Below are 22651 nucleotides of genomic sequence, written 5' to 3' on the forward strand. Positions count from 1 at the left end.
CCGGAGTTTCTATGGCGTGGAAAGACAGGCTTCAGGATGCGTCATTCCGTGGCGTACCATTTAAGGTCGAAGGCGAAGGTGCAGCCGTTGGTCGTAGAGTTGAAACACACGAATACCCCAACCGCGATAAACCCTACACCGAAGATCTCGGTAAGGTCACCTTCCGGCCAAATATCACCGCCTATGTCATAGGCGATGATTGTTTCGATCAGCGCGACAGACTAATTGAAGCGCTCAACAAACCGGGGCCGGGAACGCTTGTTCACCCGACCTATGGCGAGTCGAGTGTTTGTGTCGATGGCGAAGTTAAAGTCAGCACGACGAGCAGCGAAGGGCGTATGGTGCGCTTTGATCTGCAGTTTGTCGAAGCGGGTGAGCTTTCCTATCCAACGGCGGGTGCAGCCACGGCGAATACGCTGGTGTCCTCATGTTCTGCACTGGATGACTGTATCAGCGATAACTTTGACCAGTTTGGCATGGATGGTTTGCCTGACTTCGCTCAGGGTGACGTGCTTGAGCGCGCCACTGGTATCCTGGACTTTGTGTCTGATTCCATGTCGATGGTCGACAGCTATGTTGCAGACGCTGCGAGGCTTATGCAGGGCGACATTTCTGTTCTTCTTCCTCCTCCGTCATCAGGAAAAGGATATGTCGAAGCCATTCAGAAAGTGTGGCGCACGGCGAACAGACTATCTGGAAATGCTTCCGACGTTATGAAAATGATTAAGGGGTTTGCCGGGATTTCGTTGGGATCAGATATGGCCCCGCGAGGTATCTGGAAAACAGACAGTAAAAGCACACAGAGCAGCAAGGAACAGGGTAATTATGTTGCCAGTGCAGTACGCACAACCGCCATAAGCGAGGCGGTTTACGCCGTTACAACATTGCCAACACCTGCAATAGCGACAAAGGAACAAATTCAGCAATCCTCTGGATGGCCTACTGTGATACACCCGGCGCTGAATAATGCGCCTGAAGAAACTGTCGTTGCCGATGTTCCCTCATGGGATGAGCTGGTGGACATCCGCGATACGCTGAATACCGCCATTGATAAAGAGCTGGGTCGAACAACGGATGACCGTTTATTTTTGGCGCTTCGTCGCGTGAAATCCGACCTCAATACTGACATTAAAACTCGCCTGTCGCAGACGCAAAAAACGGTTGAGCGTACGCCGGATGACGTACTACCTGCGCTGGTGCTGGCCGCCAGTTGGTTTGATAACGCGTCGCGTGAATCAGACATTGTCCGACGTAACGCCGTGGCCCATCCCGGCTTTGTTCCGGTGTCACCACTGAGGGTTCCCGTACGATGAACGACAACGTAACGCTAAGGGTTAACGGTCGCGAGTGGGGTGGCTGGACGTCCGTGCGTATCGGCGCAGGGATTGAACGAATCGCACGGGATTTCAATGTGGAAATTACACGTGAATGGCCTGGTGGGGATGGATCTGTATCCCTTCAACCCCGCGTCAAAAACGGGGATAAAGTTGAGGTGCTGATTGGTGATGACCTTGTTGTCACCGGATGGGTGGAAGCCACACCTGTCCGCTACGATGCGCGTTCTGTCAGTACCGGGATTAGCGGTCGCAGCCTGACCGCCGATCTCATCGATTGTGCTGCAGAGCCAACCCAGTTCAACGGGCAGTCACTGGTTCAGGTAGCGTCAGTTTTGGCAAAACCTTTTGGTATTTCGGTCATCAATTCAGGCGCACCGGCAGCGACTATTCCGGGCGTTCAGCCCGATCATGGTGAAACGGTTATTGAGGTGCTGAATAAAATGCTGGGTCAGCAGCAGGCGCTGGCTTATGACGATCCAAAAGGACGTCTGGTTATTGGCGGTATCGGCTCATCGCGTGCGCGCACTGCGCTGGTATTGGGGCAAAATATCCTTTCCTGCGATACCGAAAAGAGCATTCGCGAGCGGTTTTCAACATATCAGGTTTCCGGCCAGCGCGCGGGGAATGATGATGACTTTGGTGTGGCCACCACAACGGCGTTACGGGCAAAAACCACTGATGCCTCAATAGGGCGTTATCGCCCGATGGCGGTTCAGCAAACAGGGCAGGCCACAGGTGCGAGCTGCATTGCCCGTGCAGAATTCGAATCCCGCCAGCGTGCTGCGCGTACTGATGAAACCACCTACACGGTCTGGGGCTGGCGTCAGGGTGACGGGGTGTTGTGGCAACCCAACCAGCGCGTCATTGTTTACGACCCGGTTTGTGGGTTCAATAACCGTGAACTGCTCATCGCTGAAGTCTCATTCACCAAAGACAATAACGGCACACTGACAGAGCTGCGTGTCGGGCCGCCTGATGCTTATCTTCCGGAGCCGGAAGACGAGAAAGCGAAGGGTGGTAAAAAACGCAAAGTGAAGGAGGATCCATTCTGATGGGAACGATGCAGAACCTTCAGCGTCAGGTGCTAAGCCTCATTGGCCGTGCAGTGGTGAAGAGTATCAACGCGGCTTCTAAGTGCCAGATGATAGATGTTGAGTTACTGGCTGGGCAGCAAAAGGCGGGTATTGAGCACCTTGAACCCTATGGCTTCACTTCTCGTGCAAAAGCGGGTGCTGAGGCTGTTGTTTTGTTTCCTGACGGTGACCGTTCTCACGCCGTTGCGATCACCGTATCTGATCGTCGCTATCGCATGAAGGGGCTCAAAACGGGGGAGGTCGCTCTCTACGATGACCAGGGGCAGTCAGTCACGCTGACACGTGCCGGGATTGTTGTTGATGGTGGTGGCAAGGTGATTATGTTCAAAAATGCGCCTAAAGCCCGCTTTGAAATGGATCTGGAAGTTACCGGCCAGATCAAAGACCTCTGTGATACTTCTGGCCAGACAATGTCAGCGATGCGTGTTGCTTATAACGGGCATAAACACAGAGAAAACGGGCAGGGCAATAACACCGATGCACCTGATAAACAAATGGGGGCGTGATGGAACTCTGGCTTACGGTAAACGGAAAACAGGTTAGCGCCAGTTCTCAACTTGACCCACTTACGCGCGCAGTGGTGATTTCGCTCTTCACTCACCGGCGCGCAGACCCCGACGACAATACTGATGTACCTATGGGGTGGTGGGGAGATACCTGGCCGATGGTGGCCAACGATCGCTATGGGTCAAAGCTATGGCTTTTACAGCGGAGCAAGCTCACAAACGCGCTGGTGAACACGGTGCGAACGTATATCCGAGAATCCCTTCAGTGGATGCTCGATGACGGTGTTGTGTCCAGGATAGATATAGATATACAGCGAACCGGTATCAATGAACTGGGAAACAGCATTGTTCTGTGGCGCCGGGATGGTCCGGTAACAATTTCTTTTAACGAATTCTGGAGTGTGATTGCAAATGGCGGACAGTGAATTTCAGCGGCCAGCGCTGGCCGAAAACATCAGCATGATCCGCACCGACCTTTTTGCACGGCTTGACATCAATGATGAACTTCGCCGCATGGATGAAGATGTCAGGGCCAAAGTTTATGCGGGGGCGCTGCATACGGTTTATGGCTATATCGATTATCTGGCGATGAATATGCTGCCTGACCTGTGCGATGAGTCATGGCTTTATCGGCATGCGGCGATGAAACGATGTCCGAGAAAAGATGCCGTGGCCGCATCAGGTTTTATGCGATGGGATGGCGTAACGAACGGGCTCAAGGTGAGTGCAGGATCGGTCATTCAGCGTGACGACCTCGTCCAGTACATCGCACAGGCAGATGCAACGGGTGCCGGTGGCGTGCTTCGTGTGCCCGTTACCTGCAGCGTGACAGGTATGGCCGGAAATATGGATGATGGTGAGGCGCTCTCACTGGTTACGCCAGTTAACGGACTTCCTTCAGGCGGCATGGCCGATACGATCACTGGTGGTTTTGATGTTGAAGACCTTGAGGTCTGGCGTGCCCGTGTTCTGGAGCGCTACTACTGGACCCCGCAGGGCGGCGCTGACGGAGATTATATCGTCTGGGCAAAAGAAGTACCCGGCGTAACGCGCGCGTGGACTTATCGACACTGGATGGGGACGGGAACGGTTGGCGTTATGATTGCCAGCAGCGATCTGATTAACCCGATTCTTGATGATGCAACAGTGGCTGCAGCTCAGGCACATATTGAACCGTTGGCGCCCGTAGCGGGTTCTGACCTCTATGTATTTAAGGGAACGCCAAAAAAGGTCAATTACACCATTGACCTGAATCCGGATACCCCTGAAATACGCGCCGCAGTTGAGGCCGAGCTTCGTTCATTCCTGTTGCGTGACGGCTATCCGGAAGGAACGCTTGAGCTGTCCCGTACAAACGAGGCGATTTCTATAGCGGCCGGTGAGTACAGCCATAAGCTGCTTTCGCCAACAGCTGATACGGCAATCGCAAAAAATGAACTGGCTGTACTGGAGGTAATAACGTGGGCGTGAGTAACGATGATTATGTCCAGTTACTGAGTGCGCTGCTTCCGCCAGGGCCGGCATGGTCAGTTGACGATGTTGCGATAAGCGGCGTAGCTCCTTCTTTGCTCAGGGTGCATCAGCGTGGCGATGAACTCATGCAGGAGCTTGATCCGCGTACCACAACAGAACTTATTGACCGCTGGGAGCGGTGCTGCGGTCTGCCTGATGAATGCATTCCTTCAGGAACCCAGACGTTAAGGCAGAGACAGCAGCGGCTGGACGCAAAAGTTAATCTTACCGGAGGAATCAACGAAGATTTCTATCTTCGTCAACTGGCTGCACTGGGGAAGCCTGGCGCCACAATCACGCGCTATAACAAGGGACCTTTCAAGTGTACGTCGACGTGTACTGATGCGACCTATTCAACTGAATGGCGTTACTACTGGCAGGTAAATATGCCCGCTTCAACAGACGCAATCTGGATGACCTGTACAGACAATTGCGAAACCCCCATTCGCTACTGGGGCGACACAGTTGCCGAGTGCGTTATCAATAAACTTTGCCCGTCCCATACCTACGTAATATTCAAATATCCGTAACCGGAGACATTATGCATCGCATTGACACACCTACTGCGCAGAAAGATAAATTCGGCGCGGGAAAGAATGGCTTTACCCGCGGTAACCCGCAAACAGGAACGCCTGCCACTGATTTGGATGACGACTATTTCGACATGTTGCAGGAAGAACTGGCGGGAGTGGTAGAAGCAACCGGCGTTAATCTGGACAAATCAAAACATAACCAGTTACTGACTGCCCTGAAAGCGCTGCTGCTAAGCCGCGCACATCCTTTTGCAGATATTAAAGCAGACGGAACTGCAGCAATTGCAGAAGCTCTCTCAAACCTTGGTTTAACAGCAATCACCACAGTGAAAGGTACTGCTGATAGCTTTCCATATTTTTCTGGACCAAATTCTGCACGATTAACACTCTTGACTGATTTCGCAAGAAACCTACTCAGTAAGCCAGATGATATTGATGCACGAACTGCTCTTGGATTAGGCTCAGCTGCAACAAAAACGGTAGGTAATGGGAGCGGACAACTTCCAGATATGAGCTTCTTTGGAAGATCTTCGGATAATGCTGGATATTTCCTTTTGCCGAGTGGGGTAGTTGTTCAATGGGGAAGGGTTACAATCAGCGGGTCTACGACTGCACACATTACGTATCCTATTCCCTTTCCAAATAAAAGGTACGTTCTTACTGCATCGCCTGTTGGAAGCGGATTCACGATCAATCCGGCAACGCCAGTTTTTACGGAAGGCGACAAAACAGGATGTGATGTTAGTTCATGGGGTACCAGTAATTACACCGCACTCTATATTGCGATTGGAGGTTAAGAGAATTATGTACGCATATGCAAATGGTAGTTTTTATCCGTTCTCGCTAAAAAAAGCATACCAGGATACAAATACATGGCCTGAGAATTACCTTGAAGTTGATGAAGGTATATTTACTGAGTTTTCTGGTGTACCACCCGCAGGGAAATTGCGAGGGACCGGGGTGGATGGGATGCCGGAATGGGTGGACACTCCTCCGATGGCTCAGGAAGAGCTAATTGATCAGAATGAACGTAAAAAACAACAGTTGTTGGCAGAAGCAACAACTATAATCGATCCTCTTAAAGATGCCATGGATGGTGGTTATATTGATGATGCTGATATTCCAGGACTCAAGGCATGGCAGCGCTACCGCTATGCCTTGACGAAAGTTGACCCGTCCAATCCAGAATGGCCGGATGTGCCATCAGTATAGATGGGAGCCTTATGCAGTAACCGCTTGACCTGATCTAAGATTGGAAATCGATTTTTCAATCCTCTTGCCAATCAATATAAATGGTTTCTCGACATAGAAGTGCACGAGGGTTCCCACGGAAATAGTGATTGTGGTCATCATGAAGAATCTCCCCCAACCTGTTATTTGCATATAAAAATCAGGTTTGTAGAGGTTCATCATGCTTATAAATACATAATGTGATATGTATATTGAGAATGATATATCGCCAAGGAAGATTAATAGTTTGTTTTCTTTAAATCCAATGCTTTTGTCATATATCAAAAAACCAAATAGCAATACGGCAGACATAAGACCAAATTTATTTAAACCAAAACCAAATAAGCTGTTGCTAAAATAACAAGTGATGAAAAAACCAGAGCAAACGAATAATGCGAATACGGCAACTTCATTTTTAATGGTAAAGCGAACCCTACTAAAAATTTCATAGAAAATCATACCTACAACAAACTCGGTAATGATTGGTGAGGACATAAATCGTAACAACCCAAATGCTATGTTATCAGGTGATACATTTGCTGCAGCCGAGGAGTTTAAAGATAGTTGTCCATTGTAATATAATTGTAGAGTTACGATGGGAGCTAAGAGGAAAATTGATGATAAGATAGTTCTATATCTATGCGTGAAACACATCGCCAAAACAAATAAAGAGTAAAAGTAAATTTCATATGTCAACGTCCATGCTGGACCAAGAACGTTTAGACCAAATTCAGGGGAGGTGGTTGAATAGTCTCTGTGTATAAAAAACATCCCTTTAATGATGTTTATTGTTGGTTCTGAACTATATACTGTAAGTATCCCAAAGATAAAGACAAGTATAAACGCAGGATAAATTCTGAAAAATCTACGAACTGCGAATATTGCTTTTGATGTAACATTTCGAGTCGATAAAGCAATAATAAATCCACTAATCATAAAAAATAGATCTACTCCAAAAGCACCAGATTTGAATAATATTAAACCTAAGTCTTTTTGTGAGTAAACATCGTTTAAATAACCCCTGAAGTGGAAAAGTACCACCATGAGACCAGCTATTCCGCGTAAGTAATGTATTGAAAGTATTTTATTATTCATCTGTAACTTCTGCATTTTGTGAGCGCTGCACAATAGTTTTTTGTACAAAAGCGTGATTTAGGAGGATAAGTGTATCACCCAATTATCGGATGATCGATAGTTGACATTTTTAAGTTTATTATTTTACATCACTTTCTATATGCTCAAATTATCATATAAATCAATTGGATGCGTGATGGTTAACATATCCTAATCTGGATGTATTTACAGTGTAGGATATCTTACAGGATAAATGATGCCGCAGCTTCGTCGTATGCAAGAACGTAAGAACGGGCGGCAGCCGACAGGTGAACATCTGATAGTGCGAGTATTGAATGATTGCCAGTCACGGCGGATTGTACTTAAGCAATATGACGGTTCAAGGCGTTTAATCTGAAACCAGCCACATATCAGCCTCTTCAAACATTTCCTGAACAGTACGGCTTATCTGTTCCTTCTCATGCTTGCTGGCGTCAGTATTGATTGCCGGCAGTGTCATCATCGGTTTAACCCGAACATCAGCATCGGGGAAGATCCGGTGAACCCTCTTAGTCAACTCGCCCAGAATGATATCTTTTGCACCGGGCAGACCATCAAAATTCCTTTTGTCATAAACGAGTTCCACGAACATTGCTTATTGCTCCTTTACTGGATGTATATACAGTATTTATACTGTGTTTTTATCCGGTATTCAAGAGAGGGCGTAATGATGCCACGACGCAGCGATATTGAAATGGCCTGGTATGCTTCGATACAGCAGGAACCGAATGGCCGGAAGACCGTCACCACACAGCGGTTTGTCCAGGAGCTGAGCAAGGTTAACTGGAACTGGACGATGAAGCAGGCCAACGAATGGATTGAGTGGTATGTGACAACATTCCGCGATGTATCAACGCAGGAAGGCGAGAACCGTACCTTTCAGTTGTTCAATCCAAACGGAGGGCTATAGCCATGGGCTTCCCGTCACCTGCCAGTGATTACGTTGAAACAAAGATCTCCCTCGACCAGCAGCTAATTAGCCAGCCAGCTGCGACTTATTTCATGCGGGCATCGAGTTCACATTTCAGAGAAGGGATAATCCAGGGCGCGCTGCTTGTTGTGGATGCGTCACTCACTGCCTGCGATGGCTCGCTGCTGATATGTGCGATAGACGGGGAATTCAGGATCAAGCGATACCGAACTCACCCGGAACCGCACCTGATCAATCTGGAGAACGGGAGAAGGGAGGCGCTGCCAGTAGACGATGATAGCTACAATTCTTCACACGCTATATTCGGGGTGATCACTTACATTATCAATAATGCCAGGACTGCAGAGTTTGATGACTGCCCGGTGATGTGAGTACCGAAATTATGCAATGTAGTCGATGCTCTGCGTCGGGGGGTTTTCCCCGATAATTCCCCATTGCTTCCCCGCACAGAAAACAGACATAAAAAAACCAGCCGTAAAGGCTGGTTCTTAAAGGAGTTTCTGGTCGGCACGAGAGGATTTGAACCTCCGACCCCCGACACCCCATGACGGTGCGCTACCAGGCTGCGCTACGTGCCGACACTATGGCGCTAATACTACTGCTTTCCACCACGATTGCAAGAGGATGGTTTACTAACTGATTTATAATTAATCAGTTAGCAATAAAACGTTTCTCATCCGTCAGAACCTGTAGCAGTAAGCTCAGCTGTGGTTTCTGATCTTTAATCTTCTCGCCGCGTAAATCATAGGTCTGGTAATTACCGTTGTTGTTGAGCACCAGCGTCATTTCTGGAGTGGTAATCGCCATTGTGCTGCTGTCGGCGGCCGTTACCCAATAGTGGCGTCGCGTGGCATTAAACAAATCCTGGCCTTGCGAATATTCGTTTGCCGGTGTGCTGACGTGCAGCAGTCGCTGCATTAGCGTGGTCATCAGGTCGGTATGATCGGTCAGGCTATTAATGCGCTGAGCGGGTGTACCCGGCCAGTGAATTATCAGTGGAACCTGAAGATGACCGCGCGACCAGTCGAAGCGATTCTCATCCTGCGACAGTGGGATACCCCGACCGGCGGTAATAATCACCACCGTGTTGTTGAGCTTACCCGAATCACGCAGGGCACCCAGAACGCGGTTAATGTTCGCATCTACGTCCTGAGCGGCGTTGGCGTAGCGTTTAGCAAAGTTCTTCTGGTTGCTGTCATCAATGTTAGTCCCGTTAAAGGAGACCCATGAGAACCAGCGGTTATCTTCCTGCGCGTAGCGGCCCAGCCAGTTGATCCATTGGTTCGCCGTTTGTTCGTCAGATTGTGTCTGCACGCTTGGCATGGAGAAGTCTGACAGCAGCGCCTGGCGATAGAGCGGGCTGGTAAAGCCATCAGAGGAGAATAACCCCAACTGATAACCTTGTTGATTCAGGGCAGAGATCAGCGCGGCAGGCGTTCTGCTTGCCAGAATGCCGTCCATATAGCTTGGCGACACGCCATAGAACAGGCCAAAAATACCGTTATCGGAGGTATTACCGGAACTCATATGGCGCGTGAAGGAAATATTTTGCCCGGCAAATTCCGCCAGGGCTGGCATCTGTTTTTCAAAGCGCGAGTAGTTCAGACCGTCTACGGTGATCAGCAGGACGTTCTGGCCGGTACCCATATCACGATAGCGTAAATCGCTAAGCGGATACTGTACGGAGACCGCTTCCGGATTACCTTGTTCGATCAGGCGGCGCTGATACTCTTGCGCATCCAGCAAACCATGTTTTTCCAGAAACTTACGCGCTGTCATTGGGTAAGACAGCGGCAGGTTTGCGCGCTGCATAGTGATCGGCCGATAGAAATTGGCGTCCGCCCAGATGTACACCACATGCGATGCGATGAACGATACGAAAAAGAAAGCGGCTAAAGGTTTCGCGAAATGACGGCGACGCGTCAGGCTGCGCAGCTTTTGCCAGCTCCAGGTCGCAAACAACATTTCTATTAGCAGAATAATCGGCACGCTGATGAACATCAGCTGCCAGTCACGCGCCGTTTCGTTCTGATCGGGGTTAATGACCAGTTCCCAGACAATCGGATTGAGATGCAGGTGGAAACGGGTGAACACTTCGCTGTCAATCAACAGCAGCGTCATGCCCACGGTCGCCAGGATGGCTGATAAGAATCGCATCAGCCTCTGGGACATGACGATAAACGTCAGGGGGAACAGGATCAGCAAATAGGCGGCAAACACCAGGAAGCTAAAATGCCCGACAACGCTCAGATAAGAATAAACACGACCTGCAAGCGTTGTCGGCCAGTCGGCGACAAACAGGTAACGACTACCGAGCACCATGGCCAACAGAATGTTGAACAAGGCGAACCAGTGCCCCCAGCTAACCATCTGGGAGACTTTCTCACGGTAGCGTTGACGATGAGTTACCATAAACTGTTGTTCGTTTCCCCGGAGCAGGCTCTTAGTGCGCTTGGTCGTCGTTTATCGAAGACTGCAATGCGCGGGCAAATGAATTCGCAATCGCCTGGCGCTGGGCCGGTGCGACGCTTGTATTGATAAGGTTAGTGACCATGTTTCCCAGTACCATCAGGGAAAGATCGGTCGGTGCCTTATGTTTTTCCAGTACGTTGAGCATTTCATTCAGCAATTGTTCAACGTGTTCGTCACTATAGCGGGAAATTTGTGGCATAAATCGAAATCTGTCTGTTCATGAAAGGGCAACATATTACCGTAGCGACAGTTTTTTTTCTGCTTTTTTATCTTCTATTGCGTCACTGCCCGGCAGGTGGTTGAATACCGCCCGGTCTTAAAGGAGAGTTTATCATGAGTCTGGATATCAACCAGATTGCCCTGCACCAGCTTATCAAGCGTGATGAGCAGAACCTTGAGCTGGTCTTGCGCGATTCATTACTGGAGCCGACGGCGACCGTTGTCGAGATGATGGCTGAGCTGCATCGGGTATATAGCGCCAAGAATAAAGCCTATGGCCTGTTTAGCGAAGAGAGCGAACTGGCGCAAACGCTGCGTTTGCAGCGTCAGGGCGAAGAGGATTTTCTGGCGTTCAGTCGTGCCGCAACCGGGCGTCTGCGCGATGAGCTGGCGAAGTATCCGTTTGCTGACGGCGGGATCGTGCTGTTCTGTCATTACCGTTACCTGGCGGTAGAGTATCTGCTGGTGGCGGTGCTGAACAACTTAAGCAGCATGCGCGTGAATGAAAATCTGGATATCAACCCGACGCACTATCTGGATATCAATCATGCTGATATCGTGGCGCGTATTGATTTAACCGAGTGGGAAACCAACCCGGAGTCCACGCGGTATCTGACGTTCCTGAAAGGACGGGTCGGACGCAAAGTTGCCGATTTCTTTATGGATTTCCTCGGGGCCAGCGAAGGGCTGAATGCTAAAGCGCAAAACCGTGGTCTGCTGCAGGCGGTAGACGACTTCACTGCCGAAGCTCAACTGGACAAAGCTGAACGCCAGAACGTGCGTCAGCAGGTTTATAGCTACTGTAACGAGCAGCTTCAGGCCGGGGAAGAGATTGAACTGGAGTCCCTGTCAAAAGAGCTTTCCGGCGTCAGTGAAGTCAGCTTCAGTGAATTTACCGCGGATAAAGGCTATGAGCTGGAAGAGAGCTTCCCGGCAGATCGCAGCACGCTGCGTCAGTTAACCAAGTTTGCCGGTAGCGGCGGTGGGTTAACGATCAATTTCGACGCCATGCTGCTGGGCGAACGCATTTTCTGGGATCCGGCGACGGACACCTTAACCATTAAAGGTACGCCGCCTAACCTGCGCGATCAGTTGCAGCGTCGTACTTCTGGCGGGAAATAACATGGATGATGCCGGATGGCGGCGTAAATGCCTTATCCGGCCACATGTCATACGTTGTCATCGGTTAAAAATGACATAAAAAAACCCCGCCGAGGCGGGGTTTTTCTTCAACTTGTTGGCGATTACGCGCGAACGAAGTCGATGTGAGCCAGTTTCGGCTTGAACGGGTGACGCTGTACAGCCTGAGCTTTAACTTTAACTTCTTTACCGTCAACAACGATGGTCAGAACTTCGCTGTAAAATTCAGCTTTAGCTTGCATGTTCATGATTGAATCGTGATCCAGTTCGATAGCAATCGGGGCTTCTGCGCCACCGTAGATGATTGCCGGGAACTTGTTAGCGGTACGCAGGCGGCGGCTCGCACCCTTACCCTGCTCTTTACGTACTTCAGCGTTAATAGTAAACATTTAAATCTCTCTTTAATAATTCCTGCTACAGGCGACCCAGCAACAGGTAAGTGATCTGCTTTGCGTATGCAAAAGCGGGCGAGATTCTATCCTCAAATGACGGGTACATCAATCAAAAGTACGATTAACCGCGCAATTCATGTGCCCGTCGGAAGCGGCCTTCATAATCAAAGACCTTTTCACGTACCTGCCAGTACTGACCTTTCATGCGAGCGACCACAAAATCGGGATGGCGTAACAATGCCTGCTGCGCCAGGATGTCGGCGGCGGTTATCCAGCGTATAGGGATGCCGGGCGTGCGGGTGTGTGGGCGAATAAACAGCTGTTCAAAGGCGGTACGTTGAGCGGGGGTGTGCAAACGAAATCGTTCGCTGACGTCGGCGCCATCCTCGTCATAATAGGTAATCTTCAGCCATTCGCCTTTTTCATCCTGGCCGTTTTGTAACACCATACCGCTGCAGCGCAGGACCAGCGCATCTTTGAGCCTGAGCGCTGCTTTCAGCATATCGTCCGGATCGACCAGTATGGTATCGCATGCCCGACAGCGGCGAGCGGCAATGTCATTTTCAGCATTGCACTGTGGGCAGTTTTTAAAACGAAAGCGGAAGTCACATTGTTCACGGTGACCGTCATCATCTTCAAACCAACCCTGACAGCGACGGCCAAAGTGTTCGATCAGCGTGCCATCGGCTGTGGTCTTACCCCAGAAGGTGTTAGCAAACCCGCAGGCCGGGCAGAATATCTGTACCGGAACGTTGTCGCTTTTGCCCTTCGGCGCACCCACTTCCGGGGCATACAGATCGTGAGGATTACCCGCGTAGTCGAGGATCAGACAATCCGTTTTTCCCGGCGCCAGACGCAGCCCTCGTCCGACGATTTGTTGATACAGGCTAACGGACTCGGTAGGGCGCAGGATCGCAATGAGATCGACATGTGGGGCGTCAAACCCGGTGGTCAGCACCGCTACGTTGACCAGATAGCGAAAGCGCTGGGCTTTGAAATCCTCAATCAACACATCTCGCTCTGCGCCAGGCGTGTCACCGGTGATCAGTGCGGCATCGTCTGCGGGCAGCAGACCAACAATCTCTTTCGCGTGCTCCACGGTAGCGGCAAATATCATGACGCCTTTACGCGTCTGGGCAAATTCAACAATCTGGCTGATGATATGCGGTGTTATCCGCTGCTGTTTTTTCAGCTCATGGTTGAGGTCAGCTTCGCTGAACAAACCGTTACTTTGTGCTTGCAGGCGGCTGAAGTCATACTGGACGACCGGCATGTCGAGGCGCTCTGGCGGCGTCAGATAGCCGTGCTTAATCATGTAGCGCAGCGGCAGCTCATAAATACAGTCGCGAAAAAGCGCTTTTTCATCGCCGCGCACCATACCGTGATAATGAAAATGGTAAATCCAGCCTTTACCGAGGCGGAAAGGCGTGGCGGTCAGTCCGAGCAGGCGTAGGTGAGGGTTGACGTGGGTCAGGTGAGTCAGAATTTGCTGATACTGGCTCTCTTCGTCGTCACCAATGCGATGGCACTCGTCGACGATGAGCAGGGAAAATTCACCCTGAAACGCTTCCAGATTACGCGCCACCGACTGTACGCTGCCGAAAACCACTTTACCGTGGCTCTCTTTACGCTTCAGGCCAGCGGCAAAGATATCGGCTTCCAGCCCCAACGCACAATATTTGGCATGATTCTGTGCGATCAACTCCTTCACATGCGCCAGCACTAATACGCGCCCACGCGCCACACGCGCCAGTTCAGCAATCACCAGGCTTTTACCGGCCCCGGTTGGCAGGACGATGACCGCAGGTGTGCGGTGGTGGCGAAAATGGTTGAGCGTGGCATCCACGGCTTCTTGTTGGTAAGGGCGAAGTGTAAAAGTCATGGTCTCACTAGGGTAAACAATAACAATGAATAGTATGCCACGAATCTTTTTCCCTTGAGGGAAGTTGTTAGCCCGCTATACTGAGCGGAAAACGGCTCCACTTTTCGGGCATAACGCTCGATTTCCGTATTGTTACAGGCAAAATCACACTCATGCGACTTGATAAATTTATCGCTCAGCAACTCGGCGTCAGCCGCGCTATTGCCGGGCGTGAAATCCGTGGTAACCGCGTTACCGTCGATGGCGAAATCGTCAGAAATAGCGCCTTTAAACTGCTGCCAGAACATGACGTCGAATACGACGGTAATTCACTGGCTCAGCAAAATGGCCCGCGCTATTTTATGCTCAACAAGCCTCAGGGCTATGTGTGCTCCACGGAAGACCCGGATCATCCGACAGTGCTTTATTTCCTTGATGAACCTGTTGCCCACAAGCTGCATGCGGCAGGGCGTCTGGATATCGACACCACCGGGCTGGTACTGATGACCGATGACGGTCAGTGGTCACACCGCATCACCTCCCCGCGTCACCATTGTGAGAAAACCTATCTGGTGACGTTAGAGTCGCCGGTGGCGGAAGATACCGCCGAACAGTTTACCCGTGGTGTACAGTTGCATAACGAAAAAGATCTGACAAAACCGGCGGTGCTGGAAGTGATTACGCCAACCCAGGTGCGCTTGACCATTAGCGAAGGGCGCTATCATCAGGTTAAGCGTATGTTTGCCGCCGTTGGCAACCATGTTGTGGAACTGCACCGTGAGCGAATCGGCGCCATCAAACTGGATGACGATCTTGCGCCCGGCGAATACCGCCCCTTGACTGAAGAAGAAATCGCCAGCGTTAACGTAACCCCTCGTTAATTTCAGGAGCTAAATGTGACCACCCGGCAGAACTCTTCAATTGCCATTGTTTTTATCCTTGGCTTGTTGGCCATGTTAATGCCGTTGTCGATTGATATGTATCTTCCGGCGCTGCCGGTGATCTCTGCTCAGTTTGGCGTGCCTGCGGGCAGTGCGCAAATGACCCTCAGTACCTATATTTTGGGGTTTGCAGTGGGGCAACTGATCTACGGCCCTATGGCAGACAGCATCGGGCGTAAGCCGGTGATTCTGGGGGGAACGCTGGTGTTTGCGGCGGCGGCAGTCGCCTGCGCGCTGGCACAAACTATCGATCAATTGATCACTATGCGTTTCTTCCACGGCCTGGCGGCTGCGGCGGCGAGCGTGGTGATCAACGCCCTGATGCGCGATATTTATCCGAAAGAAGAGTTTTCACGCATGATGTCCTTCGTCATGCTGGTCACGACGATTGCGCCGCTGCTGGCGCCGATTGTCGGTGGCTGGGTGCTGGTATGGTTAAGCTGGCACTACATCTTTTGGATCCTGGCCGTGGCGGCAATTCTGGCTTCGGTGATGATTTTCACCTTGATCAAAGAGACCTTGCCCGTTGAGCGACGCCAGCCGTTTCGTTTGCGTACCACAATGGGCAATTTCGCCTCGCTGTTTCGCCATAAGCGCGTGTTGAGCTATATGCTGGCCAGCGGATTTAGTTTTGCCGGGATGTTCTCGTTTCTCAGCGCTGGTCCCTTTGTCTACATTGAGATCAACCATGTTTCGCCGCAGAACTTTGGCTATTACTTTGCGCTGAACATTGTCTTCCTGTTTGTGATGACCATTATTAACAGCCGCTTTGTACGGCGGGTTGGGGCATTGAATATGTTCCGCACCGGGCTGTGGATCCAGTTTGCGATGGCGGGCTGGATGGTATTTAGCGCGCTGTTCGGGTTGGGCTTCTGGGCGCTGGTGGTCGGTGTTGCGGCGTTTGTTGGTTGCGTATCGATGGTGTCATCTAATGCGATGGCAGTGATCCTCGATGAGTTCCCGCATATGGCTGGCACGGCGTCGTCGCTGGCGGGAACCTTCCGCTTTGGCATCGGTGCCATTGTAGGTGCGCTACTGTCACTGGCGACCTTTAACTCGGCCTGGCCGATGATCTGGACGATTGCCTTTTGTGCGTACTGTTCCATTCTCTTCTATCTCTATGCCAGTCGAGCCAAAAAAACGGTGATCTAATACACAACCTGGGGGGCATTTGCCCCCCGGAGTTGATGTACATCAACCGCTAATCTATCTATTCCCCTGGTTATGTTTATTTTATGTAAAATCAATTTATGTAAAAAGTCACATCATTGTAGTTAAAAAGGTTGAGTTAGATCGCAGAAACGCGTACATATAGCCCGGAAAACTGCCAGAACCGTTGAATAAATTTAAATATTGGGTTCGGAAAGTGGCATACGGACAGGGTGTAAACGTTTGCCAACTGTCTAAAGACGTATTGTCAATGATGTGTTAATATTGATGTAAAATAATTGTGAAGTAATTGTACTTCCAGGGAAAGAAAGTGATGACATTACAACTCTCAATCGTTCACCGTCTGCCGCAGTGCTATCGTTGGTCGGTGGGTTTCGCAGGTTCAAAAGTTGAACCGATTCCGCAAAACGGCCAGAGCAATGAGAATAGCCTGGTGGCGCTCAAGTTACTCAGTCCGGACGGTGACAGTGCGTGGTCGGTAATGCATAAACTCAGCCAGGCGTTGAGCGACATTGAAGTTCCGTGTTCCGTACTGGAATGTGAAGGGGAGCCGTGTCTGTTCGTCAATCGTCAGGATGAATTTGCAGCGACCTGCAGACTGAAAAATTTCGGCGTGGCTATCGCAGAACCTTTTTCAAATAATAACCCATTTTGAGCGTCAGCTTAGCGCGAGCAGCTGACGCGTATAGGCTTGTTGTGGCGCGTTGAAGACGTGCTCGCATTGCCCCTGTTCCACGACCTCTCCTTGCCGTAGCACAATAACCTGATGGCATAGCGCACGTACAACATGCAAATCGTGGCTGATAAAGATGTAGGCCAGGCGATGCTTTTGCTGTAATGACTTAAGCAACGTCAGGATTTGCGCCTGGACGGTCCTGTCGAGTGACGATGTCGGCTCATCCAGAATAATCAGCGATGGTTTTAAAATCAGTGCTCTGGCAATCGCAATACGTTGACGCTGACCACCGGAAAACTCGGCAGGGTAACGATGCCGCGTGTCGCTATCCAGGCCGACTTCTGCCATTACCGCTTTCACCTGCGCTTCACGTTGCTCGGCAGACAACGTGGGTTGATGGACGCGTAACCCCTCTTCAATAATCTGTAACACGCTCAGGCGCGGGTTCAACGATGAGTTAGGGTCCTGAAAGACAACCTGAATGCGGTGGCGTACCGGCAGCAGTTGACGGCGGTTTAAGGTATGCAGCGCCTGACCATCGAATACAATGCGTCCTTGTGAGGCGATGAGCCTCAGCAGTGCCAGACCGGTGGTACTTTTCCCCGATCCTGATTCGCCAACCAGTCCCAGCGTTTCTCCCGGTTTCAGAGAAAAACTGACGTTGTTGACCACCACGTTATGGTCCACCACGCGCTTAAGCAGCCCTTTACGGATGGGGAAAGCGACGCGAAGCTGCTCCACTTCCAGCAAGGGGGGTTGGCCGGTGGGTAAAGGCACTGGATCGCCGGCAGGTTCACTGTTGAGCAATTTCTGCGTGTAAGGATGGGTGGGGGCAGAAAGCAGTTGCCCGGCACGGTTTTGTTCAACGCACTGACCGTTTTGCATCACCGCAACGGTGTCAGCTAACTTTTTGACGATACTGAGATTATGGGTGATGAACAGCAGGCCCATATTCAGCTAGCGTTGTAGCTCGCGCAGCAGTTGCAGGATTTGTGCCTGCACGGAAACATCCAGTGCGGTGGTGGGTTCGTCGGCAATCAGCAGTTCAGGGCGAGTGAGCAGCGCCATGGCGATCATCACGCGCTGACGCTCTCCGCCGGAAAGCTGGTGTGGGAAATCCGCCAGACGCTTGGCGGCCTGACGGATCCCGACGCGATCCAGACAGGTCAAGATCTCTGCCCGTGCGGCTTCCCGACGCATTCCCCGATGCAGCGACAACACTTCATAGAGCTGTTTTTCCAGAGTGTGCAGCGGGTTGAGCGACACCATCGGCTCCTGGAAAATCATGGCGATTTTATTCCCCCGTACGCCGCGTAGCGTTTGTTCGCTGGCGTGGAGTAGTGATTCACCGTGAAAGCGGATATCACCGGCAAGATAGACCGCCGGAGGTGTGGGGAGCAAACGTAAAATCGAGAGTGCGGTGACGCTTTTACCCGAGCCGGACTCGCCCACCAGTGCCAGGGTTTGCCCGGCTTCGACGTGCAATGAAATTTCGTTCACCACGGTACGTACGGTTCCCTGCTGACGAAAACCGACCGATAAATTGTCAATGGCTAACAGAGGTTGCGTCATCTTATACCGCCTTGTTGGGATCAAATGCGTCGCGTACCGCTTCACCAATAAAGATCAGCAGCGATAACAACAGGGCTACCGACACGAACGCGGTGATCCCAAGCCACGGTGCCTGTAAGTTGTTTTTTCCCTGCAACAGCAGTTCTCCGAGCGACGGGGAGCCGAGCGGTAAGCCGAACCCCAGAAAATCCAGCGAGGTCAGTGTGGTAATTGAGCTACATAAAATAAACGGCAAAAAAGTCAGCGTGGCGACCATCGCATTCGGCAGCATATGGCGCAGGATAATGCTGCGATCGCTCACGCCGAGCGCCTGTGCGGCGCGGATGTAATCAAAGTTTCGCGTGCGTAAAAACTCTGCGCGTACCACGCCGACCAGGCTCATCCAGCCAAACACGACCGTAATGGCCAATAGCCACCAGAAGTTGGGTTGGACGACGCTGGAGAGCAGGATTATCAAAAATAGCGTCGGCATCCCGGACCAGACTTCAATGAAGCGTTGCCCCCACAGGTCCACCTTTCCGCCGTAATAGCCCTGCAGCGCACCGGCCATCACGCCCATGACGCTGGAACACAGGGTTAACATCAAACCAAACAGGATGGAAATGCGGGTCCCATAGAGGATGCGCGCCAGTACGTCGCCGCCGTTGGCATCGGTGCCCAGCCAGTTTTGTGCGGACGGCGGGGAAGGGAAGGGGGTGTCGGTAGCAAAGTTAATGCTGGTGGCGCCAAAGCGCACGGGTGCCCACAGGATCCATCCCTGGCTTTCCAGACGCTGCTGCAGCCACGGATCCTGATAATCTGCTTTGGTGGCTAACGGGCCGCCGAAATCGCTTTCACTGTAGTTTTTGACCAGTGGAAAGTACCAGCTGCCGTCATAGCGCACCAGCAGTGGCTTATCATTGGCAATCAGCTCGGAACACAGGCTTAAGCCGAACAGCAGCAGAAAAATCCACAGCGACCAGTAGCCACGGCGATTGTGGCGAAAACGCGCCCAGCGGGCCTGATTGACGGGGCTTAAGCGCGACATTAGCGTCCCTCGAAATCAATACGCGGATCGACCAGCGTATAGCTAATATCACTGAGGATATTGAGCAGCAGGCCGATCAGCGTGAAGATATAAAGCGTACCAAACATCACCGGATAGTCGCGTGACACGGTTGATTCATAGCCCAGTAATCCCAGACCGTTCAGCGAGAACATGACTTCAATCAACAGTGAGCCGGTGAAAAACATACTGATGAAGGTGGCTGGGAAACCGGCTATCACTAACAGCATGGCGTTACGAAAGACGTGTTTGCGCAGAATGTTTTTCTCGCTAACGCCTTTAGCGCGCGCGGTGACGACATACTGTTTGCGAACCTCATCCAGAAAGGAGTTTTTGGTTAGCATCGTCAGTGCGGCAAATCCACCCACCACCGTTGCCACCACCGGCAGGGTGATATGCCACAGATAATCGGTGATTTTTTGATACCAGGGCAGAGCGTCAAAATTGGCGGAAACCAGACCGCGTAGCGGGAAAAGGTCGTAATAGCTGCCGCCGGCAAAGAAAACGATCAATAAAATTGCAAACAGGAAGGCGGGGATGGCGTAGCCGATAATAATGAATGCGCTGCTCCACACGTCAAAGCGGCTGCCGTTGTACACCGCTTTGCGGATCCCCAGCGGAATCGACACCAGATAGATAATCAGAGTACTCCATAATCCCAGCGTGACGGAGACGGGCAGGCTGTCTTTGATTAATGTCAGGACCGAGGCGCTGCGAAACAGGCTGTCGCCAAAATCGAAGCGGATATAGTTCCAGAGCATGTTGAAATAACGTTCGTGAATCGGTTTATCGAATCCGTAACGGCGGGTGATTTCAGCAATCACTTCCGGATCCAGGCCGCGACCACCACGATAATTGCTGTCGCTGATGTTACCGACGCCGGTTTGCGCGTGGCTGGCACGCACACCTTCACTACCGGCGCCCGGCAGTGCGCCACTTTGCCCGAATTCAATGGCGGCGACGGCCTGCTCGACCGGGCCGCCTGGGGCAATCTGCACGATAAAAAAATTGATGGTAATGATGGCCCAGAGCGTCGGGATCACCAGCAGCAAACGTCGAATCAGATATGCGCCCATTTATTCTCCCTGTCGTCTGGCAGCGGGAAGTTTGGCCGCTTTGTTGACGTCATACCACCAGTTGTCCACGCCGATGGTGTAAATCGGGCGAACGGCAGGCTGCGAAAATTTGTCCCACCATGCCAGCCGATCTTCGGCCATAAACCACATCGGCAACATGTAATAATTCCAGGTTAACACGCGGTCCAGCGCGCGTCCCAGCGGGATAAGTTTTGCTTTATTACCTTGCGCCGCAATGATCTGGCTAATCAGCTTATCAATGACCGGGCTTTGCACGCCGGGAGCGTTATAGCTGGAATCAATATATTCGGAAGCCCACAGAATTTGCAGATCCGAGCTGGGCCACGGCATCGCACGATACAGCCTTGGCATCATGTCATAGTCGCGGCTGCGCAGGCGGTTGGTGATTTGTGAGTTATCGACCTGGCGGATATTCATCGTAATGCCCAGCCGCTGCAGGTTATGCTGGAACGGTAATACCCATTGGCTGTTACTGCCTGCCGGGAGCAACAGCTCAAAAGTCAGCGCTTTGCCGCTGGTGATGTTGACCCGCTGCTGCCCCTTCAATACCCATCCGGCCTTGTCCAGGAGTGCACTGGCCTTCAGCAGGTTTTCACGATCGTAACCGTCGCCTTTTGATGTGGGTGGCTGATAGATTTGGCTGAAGACTTCGGGAGGCAGATCGTTTTTCATCGGCGCAAGTAGCACCAGTTCATCCGCGTCGGGATAATTTTTGGCGGCATATTCGGTGTTCTGGAAATAGCTGGTCGTCCTGCTCCAGGCATTATAAAACAACGCCTTATTCATCCATTCAAAATCAAAGGCCAGCGTGATCGCCTCACGAACACGGCGGTCGCTGAACACCGGACGCTGGATGTTAAACGCTAACCAGCGCGTATCCTGCGCCGACTCATTTTTTTGTTCGGCTTTGACGATGTACTGTTTTGTGAAGTTCTTACCGGTATAACGTGTTGCCCAGTTTTTGGCATCGTTCTCAAGACGCAGGTCAAATGCACCGGCTTTAAATGCTTCAAAGGCCACGTTGTCATCAAGGTAATAGTCGTAGCGGAGGGTATCAAAATTCCAGCGCCCACGATTAACCGGCAGGTCAGCGGCCCAGTAATCTTTGACCCGTGAGTAGACAATATACTGCCCCATTTTCCATTGGGTGATGCGGTAAGGTCCGCTGGCAAGGGGTGGGGAGGATAACGGGTCGCTGAGCTTGTGATCTTTCCAGTATTTCTCAGGCATCACCGGTAATGAAAACAGGCTGAGCATGTCTTCTTTACCCGGTTTGGCTAACTCAATTCGCACGGTTAACGGGGCGATCGCTTTAACGGTGGTCCCTTTGTATACCAGACGAAACTGCGGCACGCCTTCGGTCATAAATTTGTGGAAGGTAAAGGCAACGTCGCGGGCGGTGATTGGTGACCCATCGTGAAAACGCGCGCGCGGGTTAATGGCGATTTCAACCCAGGAATAGTCGTCCGCGTAGCGGGCTCTGTCGGCAATGAGCGGGTAATAGCTACCGGGTTCATCATCGGAAGTGGTAAACAGCGCATCGTAAAGTGATTCAGTCCGGGCGCCGGGATTCCCTCGCATCGAGTAGCGGTTGAAATTATCGAAGGTGCCGATGGACGAGAGCGTGATTTTCCCCCCTTTGGGGGCAGCGGGATTCACATAGTCGAAGTGGGTAAAATTGAACGCATACTTGGGTTCGCCCAGTACGGAAAATGCATAGCTTTCTTTGATGGACTGAGCCTGAGCGCTAAAACCTATAACGGTGAAAAATAGCAGCAGTACGCGAACAATCCTATGCACGGGTTTTCCT

The 22651-nt window shown here is 51.3% G+C and carries 22 protein-coding genes, 1 tRNA gene and 3 pseudogenes; 14 read left to right on the top strand and 12 right to left on the bottom strand.

Going from position 1 to position 22651, the window contains the following annotated elements; all coding sequences use genetic code 11:
• The first annotated feature begins 11 nt into the window (after window positions 1-11).
• The 9 genes and pseudogenes from FCH32_RS01990 to FCH32_RS02025 all read left to right on the top strand — a co-directional run bounded on the left by FCH32_RS01990 (window position 12) and on the right by FCH32_RS02025 (window position 6194).
• Window positions 12-1313 carry a DNA circularization protein gene (locus FCH32_RS01990; protein WP_174360395.1) on the top strand — a complete coding sequence of 434 codons (1302 nt, stop codon included), beginning with the start codon at window positions 12-14 and terminating at the stop codon, window positions 1311-1313.
• Window positions 1310-2389 (top strand): phage baseplate assembly protein, encoded by a 1080-nt coding sequence (locus tag FCH32_RS01995; protein ID WP_174360396.1) that lies wholly within the window; start codon window positions 1310-1312, stop codon window positions 2387-2389. Before FCH32_RS01990 ends, FCH32_RS01995 begins: the two co-directional genes overlap by 4 nt.
• Entirely contained in the window at window positions 2389-2937 is a 549-nt protein-coding gene (locus tag FCH32_RS02000; protein WP_174360397.1) for a phage baseplate assembly protein V, read from the top strand. Before FCH32_RS01995 ends, FCH32_RS02000 begins: the two co-directional genes overlap by 1 nt.
• Window positions 2937-3362 (top strand): phage GP46 family protein, encoded by a 426-nt coding sequence (locus FCH32_RS02005; RefSeq protein WP_174360398.1) that lies wholly within the window; start codon window positions 2937-2939, stop codon window positions 3360-3362. Before FCH32_RS02000 ends, FCH32_RS02005 begins: the two co-directional genes overlap by 1 nt.
• A complete protein-coding gene (locus tag FCH32_RS02010) occupies window positions 3349-4407 on the top strand; it encodes a baseplate J/gp47 family protein (protein WP_174360399.1) in 1059 nt (352 codons plus the stop codon). Before FCH32_RS02005 ends, FCH32_RS02010 begins: the two co-directional genes overlap by 14 nt.
• A complete protein-coding gene (locus FCH32_RS02015; RefSeq protein ID WP_117343998.1) occupies window positions 4398-4979 on the top strand; it encodes a YmfQ family protein in 582 nt (193 codons plus the stop codon). Before FCH32_RS02010 ends, FCH32_RS02015 begins: the two co-directional genes overlap by 10 nt.
• Window positions 4980-4990: 11 nt before the next feature.
• A pseudogene (locus tag FCH32_RS02020) lies at window positions 4991-5284 on the top strand (gp53-like domain-containing protein); the annotation flags it as partial.
• A gap of 207 nt (window positions 5285-5491) precedes the next feature.
• Complete coding sequence (locus tag FCH32_RS23380) at window positions 5492-5779, top strand: gp53-like domain-containing protein (protein ID WP_420838393.1); 288 nt, start codon at window positions 5492-5494, stop codon at window positions 5777-5779.
• 7 nt (window positions 5780-5786) lie between these two features.
• Window positions 5787-6194, top strand: a complete 408-nt coding sequence (locus FCH32_RS02025) for a tail fiber assembly protein (protein ID WP_174360400.1) — start codon at window positions 5787-5789, stop codon at window positions 6192-6194.
• 9 nt (window positions 6195-6203) lie between these two features.
• On the opposite strand, the gene FCH32_RS02030 is transcribed toward FCH32_RS02025, so the two are convergent.
• From FCH32_RS02030 to FCH32_RS23180, 3 genes and pseudogenes are all read right to left on the bottom strand, one after another.
• Complete coding sequence (locus FCH32_RS02030) at window positions 6204-7307, bottom strand: acyltransferase family protein (protein WP_174360401.1); 1104 nt, start codon at window positions 7305-7307, stop codon at window positions 6204-6206.
• Window positions 7308-7674: 367 nt separating this feature from the next.
• Window positions 7675-7917, bottom strand: a complete 243-nt coding sequence (locus tag FCH32_RS02035) for a DinI family protein (RefSeq protein ID WP_003840850.1) — start codon at window positions 7915-7917, stop codon at window positions 7675-7677.
• A 93-nt stretch (window positions 7918-8010) separates the two neighbouring features.
• Window positions 8011-8130, bottom strand: a pseudogene (locus FCH32_RS23180) (hypothetical protein); the annotation flags it as partial.
• Window positions 8131-8237: 107 nt separating this feature from the next.
• Between FCH32_RS23180 and FCH32_RS02045 the strand changes: the two are divergent.
• Complete coding sequence (locus FCH32_RS02045; protein WP_174360402.1) at window positions 8238-8627, top strand: HumD family translesion DNA polymerase; 390 nt, start codon at window positions 8238-8240, stop codon at window positions 8625-8627.
• Window positions 8628-8757: 130 nt separating this feature from the next.
• Here the strand turns inward: FCH32_RS02045 and FCH32_RS02050 are convergent.
• The 3 genes from FCH32_RS02050 to FCH32_RS02060 all read right to left on the bottom strand — a co-directional run bounded on the left by FCH32_RS02050 (window position 8758) and on the right by FCH32_RS02060 (window position 10927).
• Window positions 8758-8834, bottom strand: a tRNA-Pro gene (locus tag FCH32_RS02050).
• Between the two features lie 73 nt (window positions 8835-8907).
• Complete coding sequence (gene yejM, locus FCH32_RS02055) at window positions 8908-10668, bottom strand: LPS biosynthesis-modulating metalloenzyme YejM (protein WP_115258003.1); 1761 nt, start codon at window positions 10666-10668, stop codon at window positions 8908-8910.
• 31 nt (window positions 10669-10699) lie between these two features.
• Window positions 10700-10927, bottom strand: a complete 228-nt coding sequence (locus tag FCH32_RS02060) for a YejL family protein (protein ID WP_096756447.1) — start codon at window positions 10925-10927, stop codon at window positions 10700-10702.
• A gap of 134 nt (window positions 10928-11061) precedes the next feature.
• On the opposite strand from FCH32_RS02060, the gene yejK reads away from it, so the two are divergent.
• Window positions 11062-12069: a nucleoid-associated protein YejK gene (gene yejK / locus FCH32_RS02065; RefSeq protein WP_005129293.1), complete on the top strand. Its 1008-nt coding sequence runs from the start codon at window positions 11062-11064 to the stop codon at window positions 12067-12069.
• Between the two features lie 122 nt (window positions 12070-12191).
• Here the strand turns inward: yejK and rplY are convergent, their stop codons facing one another.
• Together rplY and radD are read right to left on the bottom strand one after the other, a co-directional pair.
• Window positions 12192-12476 carry a 50S ribosomal protein L25 gene (rplY, locus tag FCH32_RS02070; RefSeq protein ID WP_045445132.1) on the bottom strand — a complete coding sequence of 95 codons (285 nt, stop codon included), beginning with the start codon at window positions 12474-12476 and terminating at the stop codon, window positions 12192-12194.
• A 124-nt stretch (window positions 12477-12600) separates the two neighbouring features.
• Window positions 12601-14361, bottom strand: coding sequence for a DNA repair helicase RadD (gene radD / locus FCH32_RS02075; RefSeq protein ID WP_174360403.1), 1761 nt, complete (start codon window positions 14359-14361; stop codon window positions 12601-12603).
• A gap of 152 nt (window positions 14362-14513) precedes the next feature.
• On the opposite strand from radD, the gene rsuA reads away from it, so the two are divergent.
• The 3 genes from rsuA (at window position 14514) to FCH32_RS02090 (ending at window position 17106) form a co-directional block, all read left to right on the top strand.
• Complete coding sequence (gene rsuA, locus FCH32_RS02080; protein WP_115258005.1) at window positions 14514-15221, top strand: 16S rRNA pseudouridine(516) synthase RsuA; 708 nt, start codon at window positions 14514-14516, stop codon at window positions 15219-15221.
• 15 nt (window positions 15222-15236) lie between these two features.
• Window positions 15237-16433 carry a Bcr/CflA family multidrug efflux MFS transporter gene (locus tag FCH32_RS02085; RefSeq protein WP_174360404.1) on the top strand — a complete coding sequence of 399 codons (1197 nt, stop codon included), beginning with the start codon at window positions 15237-15239 and terminating at the stop codon, window positions 16431-16433.
• A 328-nt stretch (window positions 16434-16761) separates the two neighbouring features.
• A complete protein-coding gene (locus FCH32_RS02090) occupies window positions 16762-17106 on the top strand; it encodes a YejG family protein (RefSeq protein WP_029139605.1) in 345 nt (114 codons plus the stop codon).
• A gap of 3 nt (window positions 17107-17109) precedes the next feature.
• Here FCH32_RS02090 and yejF read toward each other — a convergent pair.
• The 4 genes and pseudogenes from yejF to FCH32_RS02110 all read right to left on the bottom strand — a co-directional run bounded on the left by yejF (window position 17110) and on the right by FCH32_RS02110 (window position 22641).
• Window positions 17110-18699 (bottom strand): annotated as a pseudogene (gene yejF, locus FCH32_RS23385) (microcin C ABC transporter ATP-binding protein YejF).
• A 1-nt stretch (window position 18700) separates the two neighbouring features.
• A complete protein-coding gene (locus FCH32_RS02100) occupies window positions 18701-19726 on the bottom strand; it encodes an ABC transporter permease (RefSeq protein WP_096756454.1) in 1026 nt (341 codons plus the stop codon).
• Window positions 19726-20820, bottom strand: a complete 1095-nt coding sequence (locus FCH32_RS02105; protein WP_115258009.1) for a microcin C ABC transporter permease YejB — start codon at window positions 20818-20820, stop codon at window positions 19726-19728. Before FCH32_RS02105 ends, FCH32_RS02100 begins: the two co-directional genes overlap by 1 nt.
• Window positions 20821-22641, bottom strand: coding sequence for an extracellular solute-binding protein (locus tag FCH32_RS02110; protein ID WP_420838391.1), 1821 nt, complete (start codon window positions 22639-22641; stop codon window positions 20821-20823).
• Window positions 22642-22651: the final 10 nt, after the last annotated feature.

This window comes from Citrobacter gillenii, assembly GCF_013337685.1.
Taxonomy (GTDB): domain Bacteria; phylum Pseudomonadota; class Gammaproteobacteria; order Enterobacterales; family Enterobacteriaceae; genus Citrobacter; species Citrobacter gillenii.